This window comes from Streptomyces sp. NBC_01012, assembly GCF_045162755.1.
GTDB lineage: Bacteria > Actinomycetota > Actinomycetes > Streptomycetales > Streptomycetaceae > Streptomyces.
In genome coordinates, this window is record NZ_CP108688.1 from 3,011,087 (window position 1) to 3,027,443 (window position 16,357).

Here is a 16,357-nt window from a genome sequence, read left to right on the forward strand (position 1 = left end):
TGTCGTGTGTCGGTACGGACTGCTAGCCTGCGGCGTCACTTCTCGCACAGTCGTGCGTGTAACCGTCCCAGGGGGAAGATCCACCATGAGCCAGCCCGTACAGCCGCCGAACCCGCCTCAGCAGCCCTACGGCGGCGGGCAGCCGACCGACGGGAACCCCTACGCGGCCCAGCAGCCCCAAAGCCCCTACCCCGGCCAGCAGGCGGGGGCACCGACCGGGAACCCGTACCCGCCGCACCAGGCGGGCGCGCCGACCGGGAACCCGTTCGGCCAGCAGGGCCAGCAGCCGGGCCAGTTCGGCGGCGGCGCCCCGTTCCAGCCCGCACCGCCCGCCCGCGACAACATCGGCCTCGGTGTGCTGACCGCCCTCGGCACCGCGATCGTCGCCGCGATCCTCTACGGCGTCATAGCCGGCGCGATCGAGCGCGAGATAGGTTACGCGGCCGTCGCCGTCGGCTTCCTGACCGGCTTCGCCGCGAGCAAGGTCGGCGGCCCCAAGCCGGCGGTCACCGCCGCGAGCGCCGTCTTCTCGCTGGGCGCGGTCTTCCTCGGCCAGCTCATAGGCATGTCGATGATCCTGGCGGACGCCCTGGGTCTCGGCTTCTCCGAGGTCTTCTTCGACCACTTCAGCGATGTCCTGGACGTCTGGAAGCAGGAAGCCGACTTCATGACGTACCTCTTCCTCGCCCTCGGCCCGATCGCGGCCTTCGGTGGCGCCAAGCGCGGCGCGTGACCGACGACGTCTGAGGGCCCGGACCGCGCCCTTGGGTTCTAACGGTCCTCGCAACACCCTCGATCTGTGGGAGTTGCGAGGACCGTGGGCGTTGAGCGGGTTGATCTTGCGGGGTTGAGAAAGCGTTTCCTTGTTCGGCTGGATGTCGTGGGGAGCGTGACGGCAGCGGCGGCCGAGCTGGGCGTGAACCGGAACACAGCGTTCGGCTGGGCCCGGAAAGCCGGTCGTGGGTCGGTGCGCCTGCCGCGACGCGATCCACGGCGCGACGAGTACGAGCGACTGAGGGCCAAGGGGGTTGCGCAGTCAGCGGCGGCCAGGCGGGTCGGGGTGAACGAGCGCACGGCCAGGGACTGGGACCAGGGCGTCAGGAAGAGTGCCATGACACGGACCTACGCCGATGGCCGCCGAGTCGATTACGCGGCGGGAACCGTCACGATGGGCTCTGTGATCACGGCATCGGCAGGTCTGGCGGCTCTGGAGAAGCAACTGCATCCGAGGTATCTGAGGCTGACCGAGCGCGAGCAGATCCGCGACCTTCGGGCCTCGGGTCACTCGTTGCGGGCGATCGGACGCGCTTTGGGACGGCCGGCCAGCACGGTCAAGCGAGAGATCGACGCCAACTCCGGCCCCGGCGGCTACCAGCCCTATGCGGCCCACCGGGCGGCGGCCGCACGCAGGCCCCGGCCCAAGGGCCGCAAGCTGCTGCGCGAGGGCCGGTTGCGCTCCTTCGTCCAGGACGGGCTGCGCAGACGGTGGTCACCCGAGCAGATCTGCCACGCTTTGGTCCAGGAGCATCCCGAGGACCGGAGCATGCGGGTGAGCGTGGAAACGATCTACCAGGCACTGTATTTCCAGGCCCGTGGCGGGCTGAAGCGGGAAGTGCAGGCCGCGATACGCAGCGGCCGCACCCGCCGCAAACCCCACCGCGACCCCGCCGCACGCACGCCGCGATTCACCGACCCGATGGTGATGATCAGCGAACGCCCTGCTGATATCGAGGACCGGGCGGTGCCCGGTCACTGGGAAGGCGACCTGATCATCGGCACGAACAGTCGCTCCGCGATCGCGACCCTGGTCGAGCGGACCACCCGCTACACCATGCTGGTCCACCTGCCCGGCGGAGCCCACGACGCCGAGACCGTCCGTGACGGCCTGGTGCGCACCGTCCAGACCCTGCCCGCGCACCTGCGCGGCTCCCTGACCTGGGACCAGGGCAGCGAGATGGCACGGCACAAGCAGTTCACCCTGGCCACCGGCATGCCCGTCTATTTCTGCGACCCGGCCTCGCCCTGGCAACGCGGCTCGAACGAGAACACCAACGGACTCCTGCGCCAGTACTTCCCCAAAGGCACCGACCTGAGCGTCCACAGCCCCGAAGACCTCGAACACGTCGCCCAGGAACTCAACGGCCGCCCACGCAAGACGCTCGGCTGGGCAAACCCAGCCGAGCGTCTACGTGATCTACTCACCACCTAAAACCAGGTGGCGTTGCGAGGACCCCTGGAACCCAAGGCCGCGGTCCGGGCCCTCAGGCGTGTACGGGAGAGGTCAGCGGCGGTGCTGCGAGTCCGCGACCGTCACCTCGACGCGCTGGAACTCCTTGAGGTCGCTGTAGCCCGTGGTGGCCATCGCCCGGCGCAGCGCGCCGAAGATGTTCATCGAGCCGTCCGGGTTGTGCGAGGGTCCCGTGAGGACCTCCTCGGTCGTACCGACCGAGCCCAGGTCGACCAGCTTGCCGCGCGGCACGTCCTCGTGGACGGCCTCCATGCCCCAGTGCCGGCCACGGCCGGGCGCGTCCGTGGCGCGGGCCAGCGGGGAGCCCATCATCACGGCGTCCGCACCGCAGGCGACGGCCTTCGGGATGTCGCCGGACCAGCCGACGCCACCGTCCGCGATGACGTGCACGTACCGGCCGCCGGACTCGTCCATGTAGTCACGGCGGGCCCCGGCCACATCGGCGACCGCGGTCGCCATCGGGACCTGGATGCCGAAGACGTTGCGCGTGGTGTGCGCCGCGCCACCGCCGAAGCCGACGAGGACACCGGCCGCGCCGGTACGCATCAGGTGCAGGGCGGCGGTGTAGGTGGCGCAGCCACCGACGATGACCGGGACGTCCAGCTCGTAGATGAACTGCTTCAGGTTGAGCGGCTCGGCCGCACCGGAGACATGCTCGGCAGAGACCGTCGTACCGCGGATGACGAAGATGTCCACGCCCGCGTCGACGACGGCCTTGGAGAACTGCGCGGTGCGCTGCGGCGAGAGCGCGGCGGCCGTGACGACACCGGAGTCACGGACCTCCTTGATGCGCTGCCCGATCAGCTCCTCCTGGATGGGGGCGGAGTAGATCTCCTGGAGCCGCGGGGTGGCGGTCTCGACGGGCATCTCGGCGATCTCGTCGAGCAGGGCCTGCGGGTCCTCGTGCCGGGTCCACAGCCCTTCGAGGTTGAGGACGCCGAGGCCGCCCAGCTCGCCGATGCGGATGGCGGTCTGCGGGGAGACCACCGAGTCCATGGGGGCGGCCAGGAAGGGCAGCTCGAAGCGGTAGGCATCGATCTGCCAGGCGATCGAGACCTCCTTCGGGTCCCGGGTGCGGCGGCTCGGTACGACGGCGATGTCGTCGAACGCGTAAGCCCTGCGGCCGCGCTTGCCGCGCCCGATCTCGATCTCAGTCACGATGTGTGGCCTTTCCCTCTACGTCTGCGCTGACCAGTATCCCCGACACATGCATGAGGGGCGGTCCGGGGAACCCGGTCCGCCCCTCATATGCGCTGATGTCTTACTTCCTGCTGTAGTTCGGTGCCTCGACCGTCATCTGGATGTCGTGCGGGTGGCTCTCCTTGAGACCCGCCGAAGTGATCCGGACGAAGCGGCCCTTGCTCTCCATCTCGTCGACGGTGGCGGCGCCGACGTACCCCATGGTCTGGCGGAGGCCGCCGACGAGCTGGTGCAGCACGTTGGCCAGCGGGCCGCGGTAGGGGACCTGGCCCTCGATGCCCTCGGGGACGAGCTTGTCGTCGGAGGCCACCTCCGCCTGGAAGTAGCGGTCCTTCGAGTACGAGCGGCCCTGCCCACGGGACTGCATCGCGCCCAGCGAGCCCATCCCGCGGTACGACTTGAACTGCTTGCCGTTGATGAACATCAGCTCACCCGGGGACTCCTCGCAGCCGGCGAGCAGCGAGCCGAGCATCACCGTGTCCGCGCCGGCCACCAGGGCCTTGCCGATGTCGCCGGAGTACTGAAGGCCGCCGTCGCCGATGACCGGGACGCCCGCGGCGCGGGCGGCCAGCGCGGCCTCGTAGATCGCGGTGACCTGCGGGACGCCGATGCCGGCGACCACCCGGGTCGTACAGATCGAACCGGGTCCGACGCCCACCTTGACGCCGTCCACGCCTGCGTCGATCAGGGCCTGGGCACCGTCACGCGTCGCGACGTTGCCGCCGATCACGTCCACGTCCACGGCCGACTTGATCTTCGCCATCCAGTTGAGGGCGTTGCTGTTGTGGCCGTGCGAGGTGTCGACGATCAGGAAGTCCGCACCGGCCCCGGCCAGCGCCTGCGCGCGGTCCAGCGCCTCCGGGCTGGCACCGACGGCCGCGCCGACGAGCAGCCGGCCCTCGGCGTCCTTGGCCGCGTTCGGGTACTGCTCGGCCTTCTTGAAGTCCTTGACCGTGATCAGGCCCTTGAGGATGCCCGCCTCGTCGACCAGCGGAAGCTTCTCGATCTTGTGGCGGTGCAGCAGCGCCATGGCGTCCACGCCGGAGATGCCGACCCGGCCGGTGACCAGCGGCATCGGGGTCATGACCTCACGCACCTGGCGCGAGCGGTCCGACTCGAAGGCCATGTCGCGGTTGGTGACGATGCCGAGCAGCTTGCCCGCGGGGTCGGTGACCGGGACGCCGCTGATGCGGAACTTGGCACACAGCGCGTCGGCCTCGCCGAGCGTCGCGTCCGGGCCGACGGTGATCGGGTCGGTGACCATGCCGGACTCGGACCGCTTCACCAGGTCGACCTGGTTGACCTGGTCCTCGACCGAGAGGTTGCGGTGCAGCACACCCACGCCGCCCTGCCGGGCCATGGCGATGGCCATGCGGGCCTCGGTCACCTTGTCCATCGCGGCGGAGAGCAGCGGGATGTTCACGCGTACGTTCCGCGAGATGAGCGACGAGGTGTCGACCGCGTTGGGCAGCACGTCAGATGCGCCCGGCAGCAGCAGTACGTCGTCGTATGTCAGCCCGAGCGTCGCGAATTTCTCGGGCACTCCGTCGACGTTTGCAGTCATGACACCTTCCCCAAATGGCCTTGATCGGTGCGGATGTCCATGCTAACGGCCCCGCGAGGTGTCTCATTCCACGAGCAAGATCACCCAGCGGTTCTGTGGCATCCTCCACACGCGGGAACCGCCGTGACCCGCCTGCGCTACTGACCTGCGAGCGCCCGCAGCCTGCTCAGCGCGCGGTGCTGGGCGACGCGGACCGCGCCGGGGGACATCCCGAGCATCTGCCCGGTCTCCTCCGCGGTCAGCCCGACCGCGACCCGGAGGACCAGCAGCTCACGCTGGTTCTCCGGCAGATTGGCGAGAAGCTTCTTGGCCCAGGCCGCGTCGCTGCTGAGCAGCGCCCGCTCCTCGGGGCCGAGCGAATCGTCCGGCCGCTCCGGCATCTCGTCGGAGGGCACGGCCGTCGATCCGGGGTAGCGCATCGCGGCGCGCTGGAGGTCGGCGACCTTGTGGCCCGCGATGGCGAAGACGAAGGCCTCGAAGGGTCTGCCCGTGTCCTTGTAGCGCGGCAGCGCCATCAGCACCGCCACACAGACCTCCTGCGCGAGATCCTCCACGAAGTGACGGGCATCACCGGGCAGCCGGTTCAGCCGGGACCTGCAGTAGCGCAGGGCGAGGGGGTGGACATGGGCCAGCAGATCATGGGTGGCCCGCGCGTCGCCGTCGACGGCACGGTGCACCAGAGCACCGATCACCGTCGTCCCGTCCTCGCGCATCGGACCATGGTGCCTCGGCGCCGTCCTGTCCGAGTCATCGCGTCCCGAGTTGTGCACCGAAGCGTTATCAGCGGGTGCGCCGGATCGCACGTCGCGCGCTTCGGCGTGCGCCCCCGCGAGTGCGTCGGTCTGTACGTCGTCCGTGTTGTGAGCCAGTGCTCCAGCGTTCTGAGCGGGTGCGCCGGATGTCATGTCCTGCGCCCTCCCCTTCCGCTCGACCGAATGTCCCCTGAGGAACTCCACACCCCCAAGGATGCGGCATCGGCCGGGAAGCGTCACACAGTGCTGGTGGGGACGGCCCGGCCGCGGGTCCGCCGCCACCGTCGCCCCGTCCGCCGCCGTGCGGACGGGATCGCAAGGTGGTGCTGCGTCAGTCAGGCCTTGGCTGCCGCGGCATCGGGGCCGCGCCGCGGCATCAGCGGACCAGGCCCCAGCGGAACCCGAGCGCCACGGCGTGCGCACGGTCCGACGCTCCGAGCTTCTTGAACAGGCGTCGCGCGTGCGTCTTCACCGTGTCCTCGGAGAGGAACAGCTCGCGCCCGATCTCCGCGTTGGAGCGGCCGTGGCTCATACCTTCGAGCACCTGGATCTCCCGCGCGGTGAGGGTCGGCGCCGCGCCCATCTCGGCGGAACGCAGCCGGCGCGGGGCGAGCCGCCACGTCGGGTCGGCGAGCGCCTGGGTCACCGTCGCGCGCAGCTCGGCGCGCGAGGCGTCCTTGTGCAGATAGCCGCGGGCACCCGCGGCGACCGCGAGCGCGACACCGTCCAGATCCTCGGCGACGGTCAGCATGATGATCCTGGCCCCGGGATCCGCGGAGAGCAGCCGCCGGACCGTCTCCACACCCCCCAGACCGGGCATGCGTACGTCCATCAGAATCAGATCCGAACGGTCGGCCCCCCAGCGGCGGAGCACTTCCTCGCCGTTGGCCGCCGTCGTCACACGCTCGACGCCGGGCACGGTCGCAACCGCCCGGCGCAGCGCTTCTCGGGCAAGCGGGGAGTCGTCGCAGACGAGGACGGATGTCATGACCGTCCTCCGCAGCTGATGCGCGTCACCTTGAGCCTCCAGGCTGATACAAGTCGTCACCTGTGCGGTTGACCCCCTCGGACATCTGCCCGAGCTCGTTCTCCGTCAACCGCTTCTCCCCCATCAACGACGGTCACTCGAAAGAGTTACGGGCCAAAGCATCCGGTTCGGCACTCTAAGTGAGGGGCCGCATACGGAGGAGAACGACACGGGGTCATTCACCCGTCAACCGAATTTCTCACTCGGCACCCTGCCCCATTTAGCGGGTTTTCTTCCCTTTTGCTGGCGTCTGTGGCTAGATTTCCAATCAGTCATATTTACATCTACTAACACCGTGGATGTACCGTCGGGACTCTGGTCACCAAGACTCCGGTCGCCGACGAGCAACAACGGTCGAGGAAGCCGTTTCCGAACCAGCAAGGTTTCGAGGGGACACGCAATGGCAGATTTCTCCCGCCTTCCCGGACCCAACGCGGACCTGTGGGACTGGCAGCTGCTGGCCGCCTGCCGCGGGGTCGACAGTTCGCTTTTCTTCCACCCCGAAGGGGAACGCGGAGCAGCCCGGAGTGCCCGTGAGGCCTCGGCGAAGGAGGTCTGCATGCGCTGCCCCGTACGCGCCGAGTGCGCCGCGCACGCGCTCGCCGTACGGGAGCCCTACGGCGTATGGGGCGGCCTGACCGAGGACGAGCGCGAGGAGCTCATGGGACGCGCCCGCAACCGGCTGATCTCCGCCCACTCGGGAGCCCATTCAGGAGCCCATTCGGGACCACCTCCGGAGGCCGGCACCACCTGACACTCCGCACGACCCACCGAATGCAGAAACGTTTCCTCTCCTCTGATCTGGCGCGCCCCCCCATGGAGCCCGGGGACCCAGGCCGCGGCCGGCCGGTCAGCGTGCGGCAGCCCGGGACAGCTCGTCCAGGGTCGCCGCCACGGCCGGCACCCGGGCCAGGTCGGGCAGGGTGAGGGCGACGATCTCCCGCTCCACGGCCGGCTCCACCGACACGGCACGCGCGCCCTTGGGTCGTACGGACTCGAGGGCGAGCTGGGGCAGGACGGCGACCCCGAGACCCGCCCCGACCAGGCCGATCACCGCCGGGTAGTCGTCCGTGGCGAAGTCGATCCGAGGGGTGAAGCCGGAGTCCTCACAGACCTCGACCAGCTGCCGCCTGCAGCGCGGGCAGCCGGCGATCCACGGCTCGTCGGCCAGCTCCCCGATGCCCACCGCGTCGGCTCCGGCCAGCCGGTGCCCCTCGGGCACCAGGCCGATCAGCCGGTCGTCCAGCAGCGGGCGCACCACCAGGTCGTCCCATTCGCCGCCTGTCGTCCCGTAGCGGAAGGCCAGCGCGATGTCGCAGTCCCCGTCGCGCAGCATCTCCACGGAGCGCGGCGGCTCCGCCTCGACGAGCGAGACCTGGGTGCCGGGGTGCGCGGCGCGCAGCGCGGCGAGTGCGCCGGGGACCAGCGTGGAGCTCCCGCTCGGGAACGACACGAGCCGGACCCGGCCTGCCCGCAGTCCGGCGATGGCGGCGATCTCCTCCTCGGCGGCGGTCAGCCCCGCGAGGATGCCCGAGGCGTGCCGCACCAGCGCCTCACCCGCCTGGGTGAGGCGCATCTCGCGCCCCGTCCGGATCAGCAGCGGGGTGCCGGCCGAGCCCTCCAGGGCCTTCATCTGCTGACTGACGGCGGGCTGGGTGCAGCCCAGCTCCCGCGCGGCGGCGGAGAACGAACCGGTGGTGGACACGGCCCGCAGGACACGGAGATGACGAGCTTCAATCACCCTTCAACCATAAGCGACTCTTGCAGCATTGCCCCATTAATCGTGAGCGGCTTTGGGTGGTCTCCGATTAGCCTGTGCGGTTATGAAGGTCCTCACCGTGAATCTCGGCCGCCCCACACCCTCTCCCCACACCGACGGCGCCTCGGGTTTCACCGGTATCGGCAAGCGCCCTTCCGAAGGTCCCGTGCGGGTGGACGACCCCGGGCCCAAGGGCAGCGGCGGCAGCGGTCTGACGGGCGACTCGGTGTGCGATCTCCGGCACCACGGCGGATCGGACCAGGCCGTCTACGCATACGCACGCGAGGAGCTCGACGCCTGGGAGGAGCAGCTGGGCCGCCCCCTGCCCAACGGCTCCTTCGGCGAGAATCTGACGACCTCCGGCATCGACGTGAGCCACGCGCGGATCGGTGAGCGCTGGCGGATCGGCGACGAGCTGGTCCTCGAAGTGACGTCGGGCCGTATCCCGTGCCGCACGTTCGCGGGCCACATGGGCGAGCGGGGCTGGGTGAAGCGGTTCACGCGTGAGGGTGCCACCGGCGCGTACCTCCGGGTGATCGTGCCGGGGACGATCCGTTCCGGTGACGCGATCGAGGTGGTGCACCTCCCCGCCCACGGGATCACCGCCGCCCTGGAGTTCCGGGCGACGACCACGGAGCGGGAGCTGCTGCCGCGCATGCTCGAAGCAGGTGAAGCGCTGCACCCGGAGACCCTGCTCGCGGCGCAGGCGTACCTGGCGAAGCAGGCCGCCGCCGCCTCCTGAGCCTTCCAGGGAGCGGACGCGGGTCGGGCACCCCCGCACGCGGAAGCTAACGTGCCGCTATGACGACTGCACTGATTACGGGCGCGACGGCGGGGATCGGGGCCGCCTTCGCACGGCGGCTCGCGGCTGACGGGCACAATCTGGTGCTGGTGGCCCGTGACACGGAGCGGCTGCGGGCGCAGGCGACGGAGCTGCACGACGGCCACGGCATCGAGGCCGAGGTGCTGACGGCCGACCTGTCCACGGATGCCGGGATCGAGTCGGTCGCGGCACGGCTGACGGACCGGGTGAGCCCCGTGGATCTGCTGGTCAACAACGCGGGCTTCGGCAACAAGGGGCGCTATCTGGACGTCCCGGTGGCCGATGAGCTGACGATGCTGAAGGTCCACTGCGAGGCGGTGCTGCGGCTGACCTCGGCCGCCGCGGGGGCGATGCGGGAGCGCGGGCGCGGCGGGGTGGTCAATGTGGCCTCGGTCGCGGCCTTCCTGCCACGGGGGACGTACGGGGCGTCGAAGGCCTGGGTCGTCCAGTTCACCCAGGGCGCGGCGAAGGATCTCGCGGGTTCGGGGGTGCGGCTGATGGCGCTGTGCCCGGGGTTCGTGCGGACCGAGTTCCATGAGCGGGCGGGGATGGGGACGGGCAGCATCCCGGACTGGATGTGGCTCGACGCGGACAAGCTGGTGACCGCGGCCCTGGCGGACCTGGCCCGCGGCAGGTCGGTGTCCATCCCCGACCCGCGTTACAAGGCGCTGATGAGCCTGGTGAAGCTGACGCCCCGCAGCGTCCTGGGCGGAGTCACCTCCCGCGCGGGCCGGACGTACGGGCCGCAGTAGGCGGAAGGCCGCAAGGTCCCTGACAGCACCGAGGCCCGGTGCCCCCGCGACGGGGGTACCGGGCCTCGGCTGCGTACGGAGCCGTACTAGTGAGCGTGGCCGTGGCCGTGACCGGCCTCTTCCTCTTCCTCGGCCGGCTTCTCGACGACCAGGGTCTCGGTCGTGAGCAGCAGCGATGCGATGGACGCGGCGTTCTCCAGGGCGGAGCGGGTGACCTTGACCGGGTCGATGACGCCGGCCTTCACCAGGTCGCCGTACTCGCCGGTCGCGGCGTTGAAGCCCTGGCCCTTGTCGAGCTCGGAGACCTTCGAGGTGATGACGTAGCCCTCGAGGCCCGCGTTCTCCGCGATCCAGCGGAGCGGCTCGACGGCGGCGCGGCGGACGACCGCGACACCCGTGGCCTCGTCGCCGGCCTTGCCGAGGTTGCCCTCCAGGACCTTCACGGCGTGGACCAGAGCGGAGCCACCACCGGAGACGATGCCCTCCTCGACCGCGGCGCGGGTCGCGGAGATGGCGTCCTCCAGACGGTGCTTCTTCTCCTTGAGCTCCACCTCGGTGGCGGCACCGACACGGATCACGCACACGCCGCCGGCCAGCTTCGCGAGGCGCTCCTGGAGCTTCTCGCGGTCCCAGTCGGAGTCCGTGGACTCGATCTCGGCCTTGATCTGGTTGACGCGGCCCTTGACGTCCTCGGTGTTGCCACCGCCGTCGACGATGGTCGTGTCGTCCTTCGAGACGGTGACGCGGCGGGCGGTGCCCAGCACGTCCAGACCGGCCTGGTCGAGCTTGAGGCCGACCTCCTCGGCGATGACGGTCGCACCGGTGAGGGTGGCGATGTCGCCGAGCATGGCCTTGCGGCGGTCACCGAAGCCCGGGGCCTTCACCGCGACGGCGTTGAAGGTGCCACGGATCTTGTTGACGACGAGGGTGGAGAGCGCCTCGCCCTCGACGTCCTCGGCGATGATCAGCAGCGGCTTGGAGGCACCGGCCTGGATGACCTTCTCCAGCAGCGGCAGCAGCTCCTGGATGGAGCCGATCTTGCCCTGGTGGATCAGGATGTACGGGTCGTCGAGGACGGCCTCCATACGCTCCTGGTCGGTCACCATGTACGGGGAGAGGTATCCCTTGTCGAAGGCCATGCCCTCGGTGAACTCAAGGTCCAGACCGAAGGTGTTGGACTCCTCGACGGTGATGACACCGTCCTTGCCGACCTTGTCCATCGCGTCCGCGATGAGCTCGCCGACCTGCGGGTCCTGCGCGGAGAGCGCGGCCACGGCGGCGATGTCGGCCTTGTCGTCGATCGGGCGCGCGGTCGCGAGGAGGTCCTCGGACACGGACTTGACGGCGGCGTCGATGCCCTTCTTCAGGGCGGCCGGGGATGCGCCGGCGGCGACGTTGCGCAGGCCTTCGCGGACGAGGGCCTGGGCGAGCACGGTGGCGGTGGTGGTGCCGTCACCCGCTACGTCGTTGGTCTTGGTCGCCACCTCCTTCACCAGCTGGGCACCGAGGTTCTCGTACGGGTCGTCGAGCTCGACCTCGCGCGCGATGGTGACACCGTCGTTGGTGATGGTGGGGGCACCGAACTTCTTGTCGATGACGACGTTGCGGCCCTTGGGGCCGATCGTCACCTTCACCGTGTCGGCAAGCTTGTTGACGCCGCGCTCAAGGGCGCGACGGGCGTCCTCGTCGAACTTCAGGATCTTCGCCATGGGCTGAGCTGTCCTCTCAAACGAACTGCGCCCCTCGCCGCCCGGCTAGTTATTTCGCAGGGGGCCAGGGGCGCAGAACAGAAGCAAACGTTGGGTGAATTACTTCTCGACGATCGCGAGAACGTCGCGCGCCGAGAGGACGAGGTACTCCTCGCCGTTGTACTTCACCTCGGTGCCGCCGTACTTGCTGTACAGAACGACGTCGCCGGTCTTGACGTCGAGCGGCAGACGCTCGCCGTTCTCGAAGCGGCCCGGGCCCACGGCCAGGACGACGCCCTCCTGGGGCTTCTCCTTGGCGGTGTCCGGAATGACCAGGCCGGAAGCCGTGGTCTGCTCGGCGTCGAGCGGCTGGACCACAATGCGGTCCTCGAGCGGCTTGATCGCAACCTTGGAGCTGGTGGTCGACACGATCCGGTCTCCCCCTTCGGAGATCTCACGGGGTTTAACAGTCTGTGGGATGGCTCCAGGGTCGATCCGTCGTCGCGGGTGCCGGACCTGTCCTGTCGCGCGGTTGTGCTGGCACTCTCCATCGGGGAGTGCCAGCACTGAGACTATGACCGCGATTAGCACTCGGTCAAGCGGAGTGCCAATTCACCACCCGCGCGTGGCGCCGCGTCACCGGCGTACGCCCGGACAACGCGGGAGATCTCCACAGCGTTCCGCAGTTCTCCGTAGCATTCCGCAGCCTTCCGTCAGACGTAGTCCTCCAGCCTGGCCACGGCGTACCCCTTGTCCGTGACCGTCTTCATGACGTTGCGGATCATGTCCGCCATGGAGGCGTCCCAGTCCTCACGGCCCCGGAAGTGGGTGAGGATGATGTCGCCGGGGTGCAGGTCCTGGTCCTCCTCGCGCCAGTCCATGTGGTCGGGGAAGGCTTCGGCGCTCCACAGCGGCACGGCCTTGATGCCGCAGGACTTGGCGATGCGCAGGGTGTCGCCGTTGTAGTTGCCGTAGGGCGGGCGGAAGAGGACGGGGCGCTTGCCCAGATTCTTCTCGATCTTGTCCTGCGAGCCGCAGATCTCCTCGCGCTGCTCGTCCGCGGAGAGCCCCGGGAGATAACGGTGGTTGAGCGTGTGGTTGTTGAGCGTGACGCCCCTGGCCTGCATGTCCTTGAAGTAGCCGTAGTTGTCGTTGATCTCGTAGTCGCTGAGGAAGGCGCTGTACGGGATCTTCAGCTCCGACATCATCCGGAGCAGCTCGGGGTCCTTCTCGGAGCCGTCGTCCATGGTCAGGAAGACGACCCGCTCCTTGGTCGGCACGCTGGTGAAGACCGGCGGCAGCCCCTTACCGCCACCCTCGACCTCGAACCCCTTACGGGTGGTGATGTGCGGCTTCACCGCGGGCGCCACGGGCGCGACGAGCGGAGGCTTGGCCAGGCCCCACTTCTTCGCGACGGCGACCCGGGCGGCCTGCTCCCGCTTCAGCCGCGCCGCCTTGGCCTCGACGCCGGCGGGCCCTGCCTGCGGCGGGACCGCGGCCTCCGACCGCCCGGCGGTGGCTTCGGGCCCCGCGGCCGGCTTCTGCCGACCGGCGGCCCCTTCGTCCGTGGCATCGGCGCATCCGGAAGCGGCGGCGCCGAGCAGCAGGGCGACCAGGATCGCGCAGGCCGGTCTGTGCCGCTTCATGACAGATTTGTCGTTTTGTCGTACTAGTTGCATGGCGCCGCATCCTGCCACCGGGGCACCGGCCGCCCCACGCGACACATCCGGGCGGCCCGCGAGGTCCCCCGGCTGGCTCACAATGGACCCGTGAACGCCCTTCCCCCTGCCGATCGGCCCGACCCGGCCGACCCGCTCGCCGCCTTCGCCGCCCTGCGCACGCCCGAGGGCGCGGCCCTCCTGGACGAGCTGCGCGACCACGACCCGGCCAGGGAACTGGCGACCGCGACCCGGCTGCGCCGCACACATCCCGCCGCCCTCGTGTCGGCGGCGCTCGGCCAGGCGCGGCTGCGGCAGCGTGCGGTGGCGAAGTTCGGGGCGGCGGACGCGTACCGCATGTTCTTCACCCCGGACGGCGTGGAACAGGCGACCCGCACCTCGGTCGCCGGCTACCGCGCGGGGCGGTTCGCGGAGCTCGGCGTACGGAGCGTGGCCGACCTGTGCTGCGGCATCGGCGGCGACGCCATCGCCCTGGCCCGTGCGGGCATCTCGGTCCTGGCGGTGGACCGCGATCCGCTCACCGCCATGGTCGCCCGTGCGAACGCCGAGGCGCTCGGCATCCAGGACCTCGTCGAGGTCCGGTGCGCCGACGTCACCGAGGTCGACACCTCCCCGTACGACGCGGTCTTCGTCGACCCGGCGAGGCGTGGCGGGCGGGGCCGCATCTTCGACCCCGAGGCCTATTCTCCGCCGCTCTCCTGGGCGACCGGGGCCGCGCTGAAGGCCCCGCGCGCCGCGCTGAAGATCGCCCCCGGCGTCCCGCACGAGGCCATCGAACCGGGGGCCGAGGCCGAGTGGATCTCGGACGGCGGCGATGTGAAGGAGGCCGTGCTCTGGTTCGGCGACGGCTTCACCCCCGGCGCCTTCCGGGCCACGCTGCTCCCGTCGCGCACGACGCTCGTCTCCGAAGGCCCGCTCCCCGCACCGCCGGTCGGCCCGGTCGGCCGGTATCTGCACGAGCCGGACGGCGCCGTGATCCGCGCCCATCTGGTGGCCGACATCGTGGAGCGGTGCGACGGCAGGCTGATCGACGAGACGATCGCGTACGTCACGAGCGACAGGCCGTACGCGTCCGAAGCGACCGCCGCCTACGAGATCACCGATCAGCTGCCCTTCAACATGAAGAGGCTGAAGGCGCTGCTGAGGGAGCGTCAGGTGGGTGTCCTGACCGTCAAGAAGCGCGGCTCACCGGTCGAACCCGAGGAGCTGCGACGGAAGATGAAGCTTCAGGGCCCGCACGCGGCCACCGTCTTCCTGACCCGGGTGGCCGGGGCTCCGACGATGCTGCTCGGGCAGCCGGTGCGGCAGGCCTGATCAGCCGCGCACCGTGACCAGCGGGTCCGCCGGTACCCCGGCGAGCACCCGCAGCACCCAGCGGCGGTGGGAGACCGCCTTGACGATGCCGGTCAGCCCGGTCAGCCAGCCGATGAACCCGAGCCCCACCAGCCAGGCCACCAGACCGTACGTCTCCTCCCCGGCCCTGGCGGTCGCGGGGACGGCCACGCAGCCGAAGAGGCCGACGGCGCAGAGCACGAACGACATCAGCAGCCACACGAGGCTCGCGCGCGGCCGGCGCAGGACCATGTCACCCCGCGGGTCACGGTCGAGCCCGCCCCACTCCACGAGGAGACGGTGGACCCGCAGGTCCCTGGCCACCCCGACAGCCATGAGAACGGCGGCGGGGACCAGCACGACGGCGCCGATGGCGAGGCAGATGACCCCGGGTACGACACCGAGGGCGTCCTCGGCGTCCTCGAACATGAGGAACGCCGATCCCGCCAGGGACCAGCCGAGCGCGGCGATCCCCGCCCACATCCACAGGATCCCGAGCCTGCCGGGTCCGATGAACATCTTCACCAGCTCACCGAGGATCAGCGCCCGGTCCCTCAGCAGCGCGTCACGGTCGGGCCACGTACGTATCTCCACGGGCGGGGGTGGCGGCGGAAGCGGTGAACTGCGAGGCATGGGCCCGACTTTACCGAGTACACCGGGGTCGCCGTCAGGCCTGCCGGAGCCCCAGGCCGGCCTGAAGCTCAGGCCTGCCGGATCCTCAGGCCAGCGGGTACGACGTGCGGCCGGATGCCTCGTCGATCTCGTCGTGCGCCTTGGTGAGCAGCTTCATCGCCAGCTCGTTCAGCGCGCGGGCGCCGGCGATCTCCTCGCCGACCCTCGGCTGTTCGGCGTCGGCGGGGTGGCGGCTGGCGTATCCGTGGGCCCGCACCTCGGTCCCGTCGCTCAGCCGTACCATCGCGGCCGCGCGGGTCCTGTGGGTGTCCTCCTCGAATTCCAGCTCTATGTGCCAGCCGACCGTGGTCTCCATCATGTCGGTCACCTCCCTGGGTACCTGCTTCCAGGGTGCGCCCGATACCGGGCGGGCGCACGGTGTGCGCGCCGCGCCTCAGGCGTCCCGCAGGGCCTGGACGTCGAGCTTGCGCATGCCCAGCATCGCCTTCATCACGCGGTCGGCCCGCGCGCGGTCGGGGTCGCCGAGCAGCTCGGTCAGCGCACGCGGGACGATCTGCCAGGACAGGCCGTACTTGTCCTTCAGCCAGCCGCAGTCGCTCTCCTCACCGCCCTCGGTGAGCTTCGCCCACAGGGTGTCGACCTCCTCCTGGTCCACGCAGTCCACGCTGAGCGAGACGGCCTCGCTGAACCGGAAGTGCGGGCCGCCGTTGAGGCCGAGGTACTCCTGGCCCGCGAGCACGAACGCGACCGTGAGGACCTTGCCGGTCTCCCCCGGCGCGGTCTCGGAGTTGTAGCTGACGTCGGTGATGCGGGAGTCCCCGCCGAAGACCGAGACATAGAACTCCGCGGCCTCCTGGGCCTGGTCGTCGAACCACAGACAGGGCCTGATCTTCTGCATGG

Annotated in this window: 17 protein-coding genes; 6 read left to right on the plus strand and 11 right to left on the minus strand. The window is 70.0% G+C overall.

Annotated features, from left to right (window positions below):
* The first annotated feature begins 85 nt into the window (after window positions 1–85).
* Window positions 86–733: a hypothetical protein gene (locus OG623_RS13250; protein ID WP_406146557.1), complete on the plus strand. Its 648-nt coding sequence runs from the start codon at window positions 86–88 to the stop codon at window positions 731–733.
* 435 nt (window positions 734–1,168) lie between these two features.
* Window positions 1,169–2,209 carry an IS30 family transposase gene (locus tag OG623_RS13255; protein ID WP_406151750.1) on the plus strand — a complete coding sequence of 347 codons (1,041 nt, stop codon included), beginning with the start codon at window positions 1,169–1,171 and terminating at the stop codon, window positions 2,207–2,209.
* Window positions 2,210–2,281: 72 nt separating this feature from the next.
* Here OG623_RS13255 and OG623_RS13260 read toward each other — a convergent pair whose 3' ends face one another.
* From OG623_RS13260 to OG623_RS13275, 4 genes are all read right to left on the minus strand, one after another.
* A complete protein-coding gene (locus OG623_RS13260) occupies window positions 2,282–3,406 on the minus strand; it encodes a GuaB3 family IMP dehydrogenase-related protein (protein ID WP_365934571.1) in 1,125 nt (374 codons plus the stop codon).
* A 103-nt stretch (window positions 3,407–3,509) separates the two neighbouring features.
* On the minus strand, window positions 3,510–5,012 hold the full coding sequence (gene guaB, locus OG623_RS13265) for an IMP dehydrogenase (protein WP_406146558.1): 1,503 nt from the start codon (window positions 5,010–5,012) through the stop codon (window positions 3,510–3,512).
* 137 nt (window positions 5,013–5,149) lie between these two features.
* Window positions 5,150–5,725 (minus strand): sigma-70 family RNA polymerase sigma factor, encoded by a 576-nt coding sequence (locus OG623_RS13270; RefSeq protein ID WP_362888466.1) that lies wholly within the window; start codon window positions 5,723–5,725, stop codon window positions 5,150–5,152.
* A gap of 415 nt (window positions 5,726–6,140) precedes the next feature.
* Complete coding sequence (locus tag OG623_RS13275) at window positions 6,141–6,752, minus strand: response regulator transcription factor (protein WP_003948568.1); 612 nt, start codon at window positions 6,750–6,752, stop codon at window positions 6,141–6,143.
* Window positions 6,753–7,191: 439 nt separating this feature from the next.
* Here OG623_RS13275 and OG623_RS13280 point away from each other — a divergent pair, with 439 nt between their 5' ends.
* Window positions 7,192–7,545, plus strand: a complete 354-nt coding sequence (locus OG623_RS13280; RefSeq protein ID WP_406146560.1) for a WhiB family transcriptional regulator — start codon at window positions 7,192–7,194, stop codon at window positions 7,543–7,545.
* Between the two features lie 96 nt (window positions 7,546–7,641).
* Here OG623_RS13280 and OG623_RS13285 read toward each other — a convergent pair whose 3' ends face one another.
* Window positions 7,642–8,532: a LysR family transcriptional regulator gene (locus OG623_RS13285; protein ID WP_406146562.1), complete on the minus strand. Its 891-nt coding sequence runs from the start codon at window positions 8,530–8,532 to the stop codon at window positions 7,642–7,644.
* A gap of 82 nt (window positions 8,533–8,614) precedes the next feature.
* On the opposite strand from OG623_RS13285, the gene OG623_RS13290 reads away from it, so the two are divergent.
* A complete protein-coding gene (locus OG623_RS13290) occupies window positions 8,615–9,292 on the plus strand; it encodes an MOSC domain-containing protein (protein WP_406146563.1) in 678 nt (225 codons plus the stop codon).
* A gap of 59 nt (window positions 9,293–9,351) precedes the next feature.
* Window positions 9,352–10,125, plus strand: a complete 774-nt coding sequence (locus OG623_RS13295) for an SDR family NAD(P)-dependent oxidoreductase (RefSeq protein WP_406146564.1) — start codon at window positions 9,352–9,354, stop codon at window positions 10,123–10,125.
* Window positions 10,126–10,211: 86 nt separating this feature from the next.
* On the opposite strand, the gene groL is transcribed toward OG623_RS13295, so the two are convergent.
* The 3 genes from groL to OG623_RS13310 form a co-directional block, all read right to left on the minus strand.
* Window positions 10,212–11,834 (minus strand): chaperonin GroEL, encoded by a 1,623-nt coding sequence (groL, locus tag OG623_RS13300; RefSeq protein ID WP_406146566.1) that lies wholly within the window; start codon window positions 11,832–11,834, stop codon window positions 10,212–10,214.
* A gap of 99 nt (window positions 11,835–11,933) precedes the next feature.
* The gene (groES, locus tag OG623_RS13305; protein WP_003966899.1) at window positions 11,934–12,242 is read right to left on the minus strand and encodes a co-chaperone GroES; all 309 of its coding nucleotides are present in this window, start codon (window positions 12,240–12,242) and stop codon (window positions 11,934–11,936) included.
* 284 nt (window positions 12,243–12,526) lie between these two features.
* Window positions 12,527–13,459, minus strand: coding sequence for a polysaccharide deacetylase family protein (locus tag OG623_RS13310; RefSeq protein ID WP_406146567.1), 933 nt, complete (start codon window positions 13,457–13,459; stop codon window positions 12,527–12,529).
* Between the two features lie 123 nt (window positions 13,460–13,582).
* Between OG623_RS13310 and OG623_RS13315 the strand changes: the two genes are divergently transcribed.
* Complete coding sequence (locus OG623_RS13315) at window positions 13,583–14,806, plus strand: THUMP-like domain-containing protein (RefSeq protein WP_406146568.1); 1,224 nt, start codon at window positions 13,583–13,585, stop codon at window positions 14,804–14,806.
* Here OG623_RS13315 and OG623_RS13320 read toward each other — a convergent pair whose 3' ends face one another.
* The 3 genes from OG623_RS13320 to OG623_RS13330 form a co-directional block, all read right to left on the minus strand.
* Complete coding sequence (locus tag OG623_RS13320; RefSeq protein WP_406146569.1) at window positions 14,807–15,457, minus strand: hypothetical protein; 651 nt, start codon at window positions 15,455–15,457, stop codon at window positions 14,807–14,809.
* A gap of 85 nt (window positions 15,458–15,542) precedes the next feature.
* Entirely contained in the window at window positions 15,543–15,815 is a 273-nt protein-coding gene (locus tag OG623_RS13325) for a DUF1876 domain-containing protein (protein ID WP_406146570.1), read from the minus strand.
* A 75-nt stretch (window positions 15,816–15,890) separates the two neighbouring features.
* Window positions 15,891–16,355: a VOC family protein gene (locus OG623_RS13330; RefSeq protein ID WP_406146571.1), complete on the minus strand. Its 465-nt coding sequence runs from the start codon at window positions 16,353–16,355 to the stop codon at window positions 15,891–15,893.
* Window positions 16,356–16,357: the final 2 nt, after the last annotated feature.

What these genes read in the sequence shown, in the direction of transcription:
- OG623_RS13250 (WP_406146557.1), top strand. Translation starts at nt 86, where the DNA reads ATGAGCCAGCCCGTACAGCCGCCGAACCCGCCTCAGCAGCCCTACGGC.
- OG623_RS13255 (WP_406151750.1), top strand. Translation starts at nt 1,169, where the DNA reads ATGGGCTCTGTGATCACGGCATCGGCAGGTCTGGCGGCTCTGGAGAAG.
- guaB (WP_406146558.1), bottom strand. Translation starts at nt 5,012, where the DNA reads ATGACTGCAAACGTCGACGGAGTGCCCGAGAAATTCGCGACGCTCGGG.
- OG623_RS13270 (WP_362888466.1), bottom strand. Translation starts at nt 5,725, where the DNA reads ATGCGCGAGGACGGGACGACGGTGATCGGTGCTCTGGTGCACCGTGCC.
- OG623_RS13275 (WP_003948568.1), bottom strand. Translation starts at nt 6,752, where the DNA reads ATGACATCCGTCCTCGTCTGCGACGACTCCCCGCTTGCCCGAGAAGCG.
- OG623_RS13280 (WP_406146560.1), top strand. Translation starts at nt 7,192, where the DNA reads ATGGCAGATTTCTCCCGCCTTCCCGGACCCAACGCGGACCTGTGGGAC.
- OG623_RS13290 (WP_406146563.1), top strand. Translation starts at nt 8,615, where the DNA reads ATGAAGGTCCTCACCGTGAATCTCGGCCGCCCCACACCCTCTCCCCAC.
- OG623_RS13295 (WP_406146564.1), top strand. Translation starts at nt 9,352, where the DNA reads ATGACGACTGCACTGATTACGGGCGCGACGGCGGGGATCGGGGCCGCC.
- groL (WP_406146566.1), bottom strand. Translation starts at nt 11,834, where the DNA reads ATGGCGAAGATCCTGAAGTTCGACGAGGACGCCCGTCGCGCCCTTGAG.
- OG623_RS13310 (WP_406146567.1), bottom strand. Translation starts at nt 13,459, where the DNA reads ATGAAGCGGCACAGACCGGCCTGCGCGATCCTGGTCGCCCTGCTGCTC.
- OG623_RS13320 (WP_406146569.1), bottom strand. Translation starts at nt 15,457, where the DNA reads ATGCCTCGCAGTTCACCGCTTCCGCCGCCACCCCCGCCCGTGGAGATA.
- OG623_RS13325 (WP_406146570.1), bottom strand. Translation starts at nt 15,815, where the DNA reads ATGATGGAGACCACGGTCGGCTGGCACATAGAGCTGGAATTCGAGGAG.
- OG623_RS13330 (WP_406146571.1), bottom strand. Translation starts at nt 16,355, where the DNA reads ATGCAGAAGATCAGGCCCTGTCTGTGGTTCGACGACCAGGCCCAGGAG.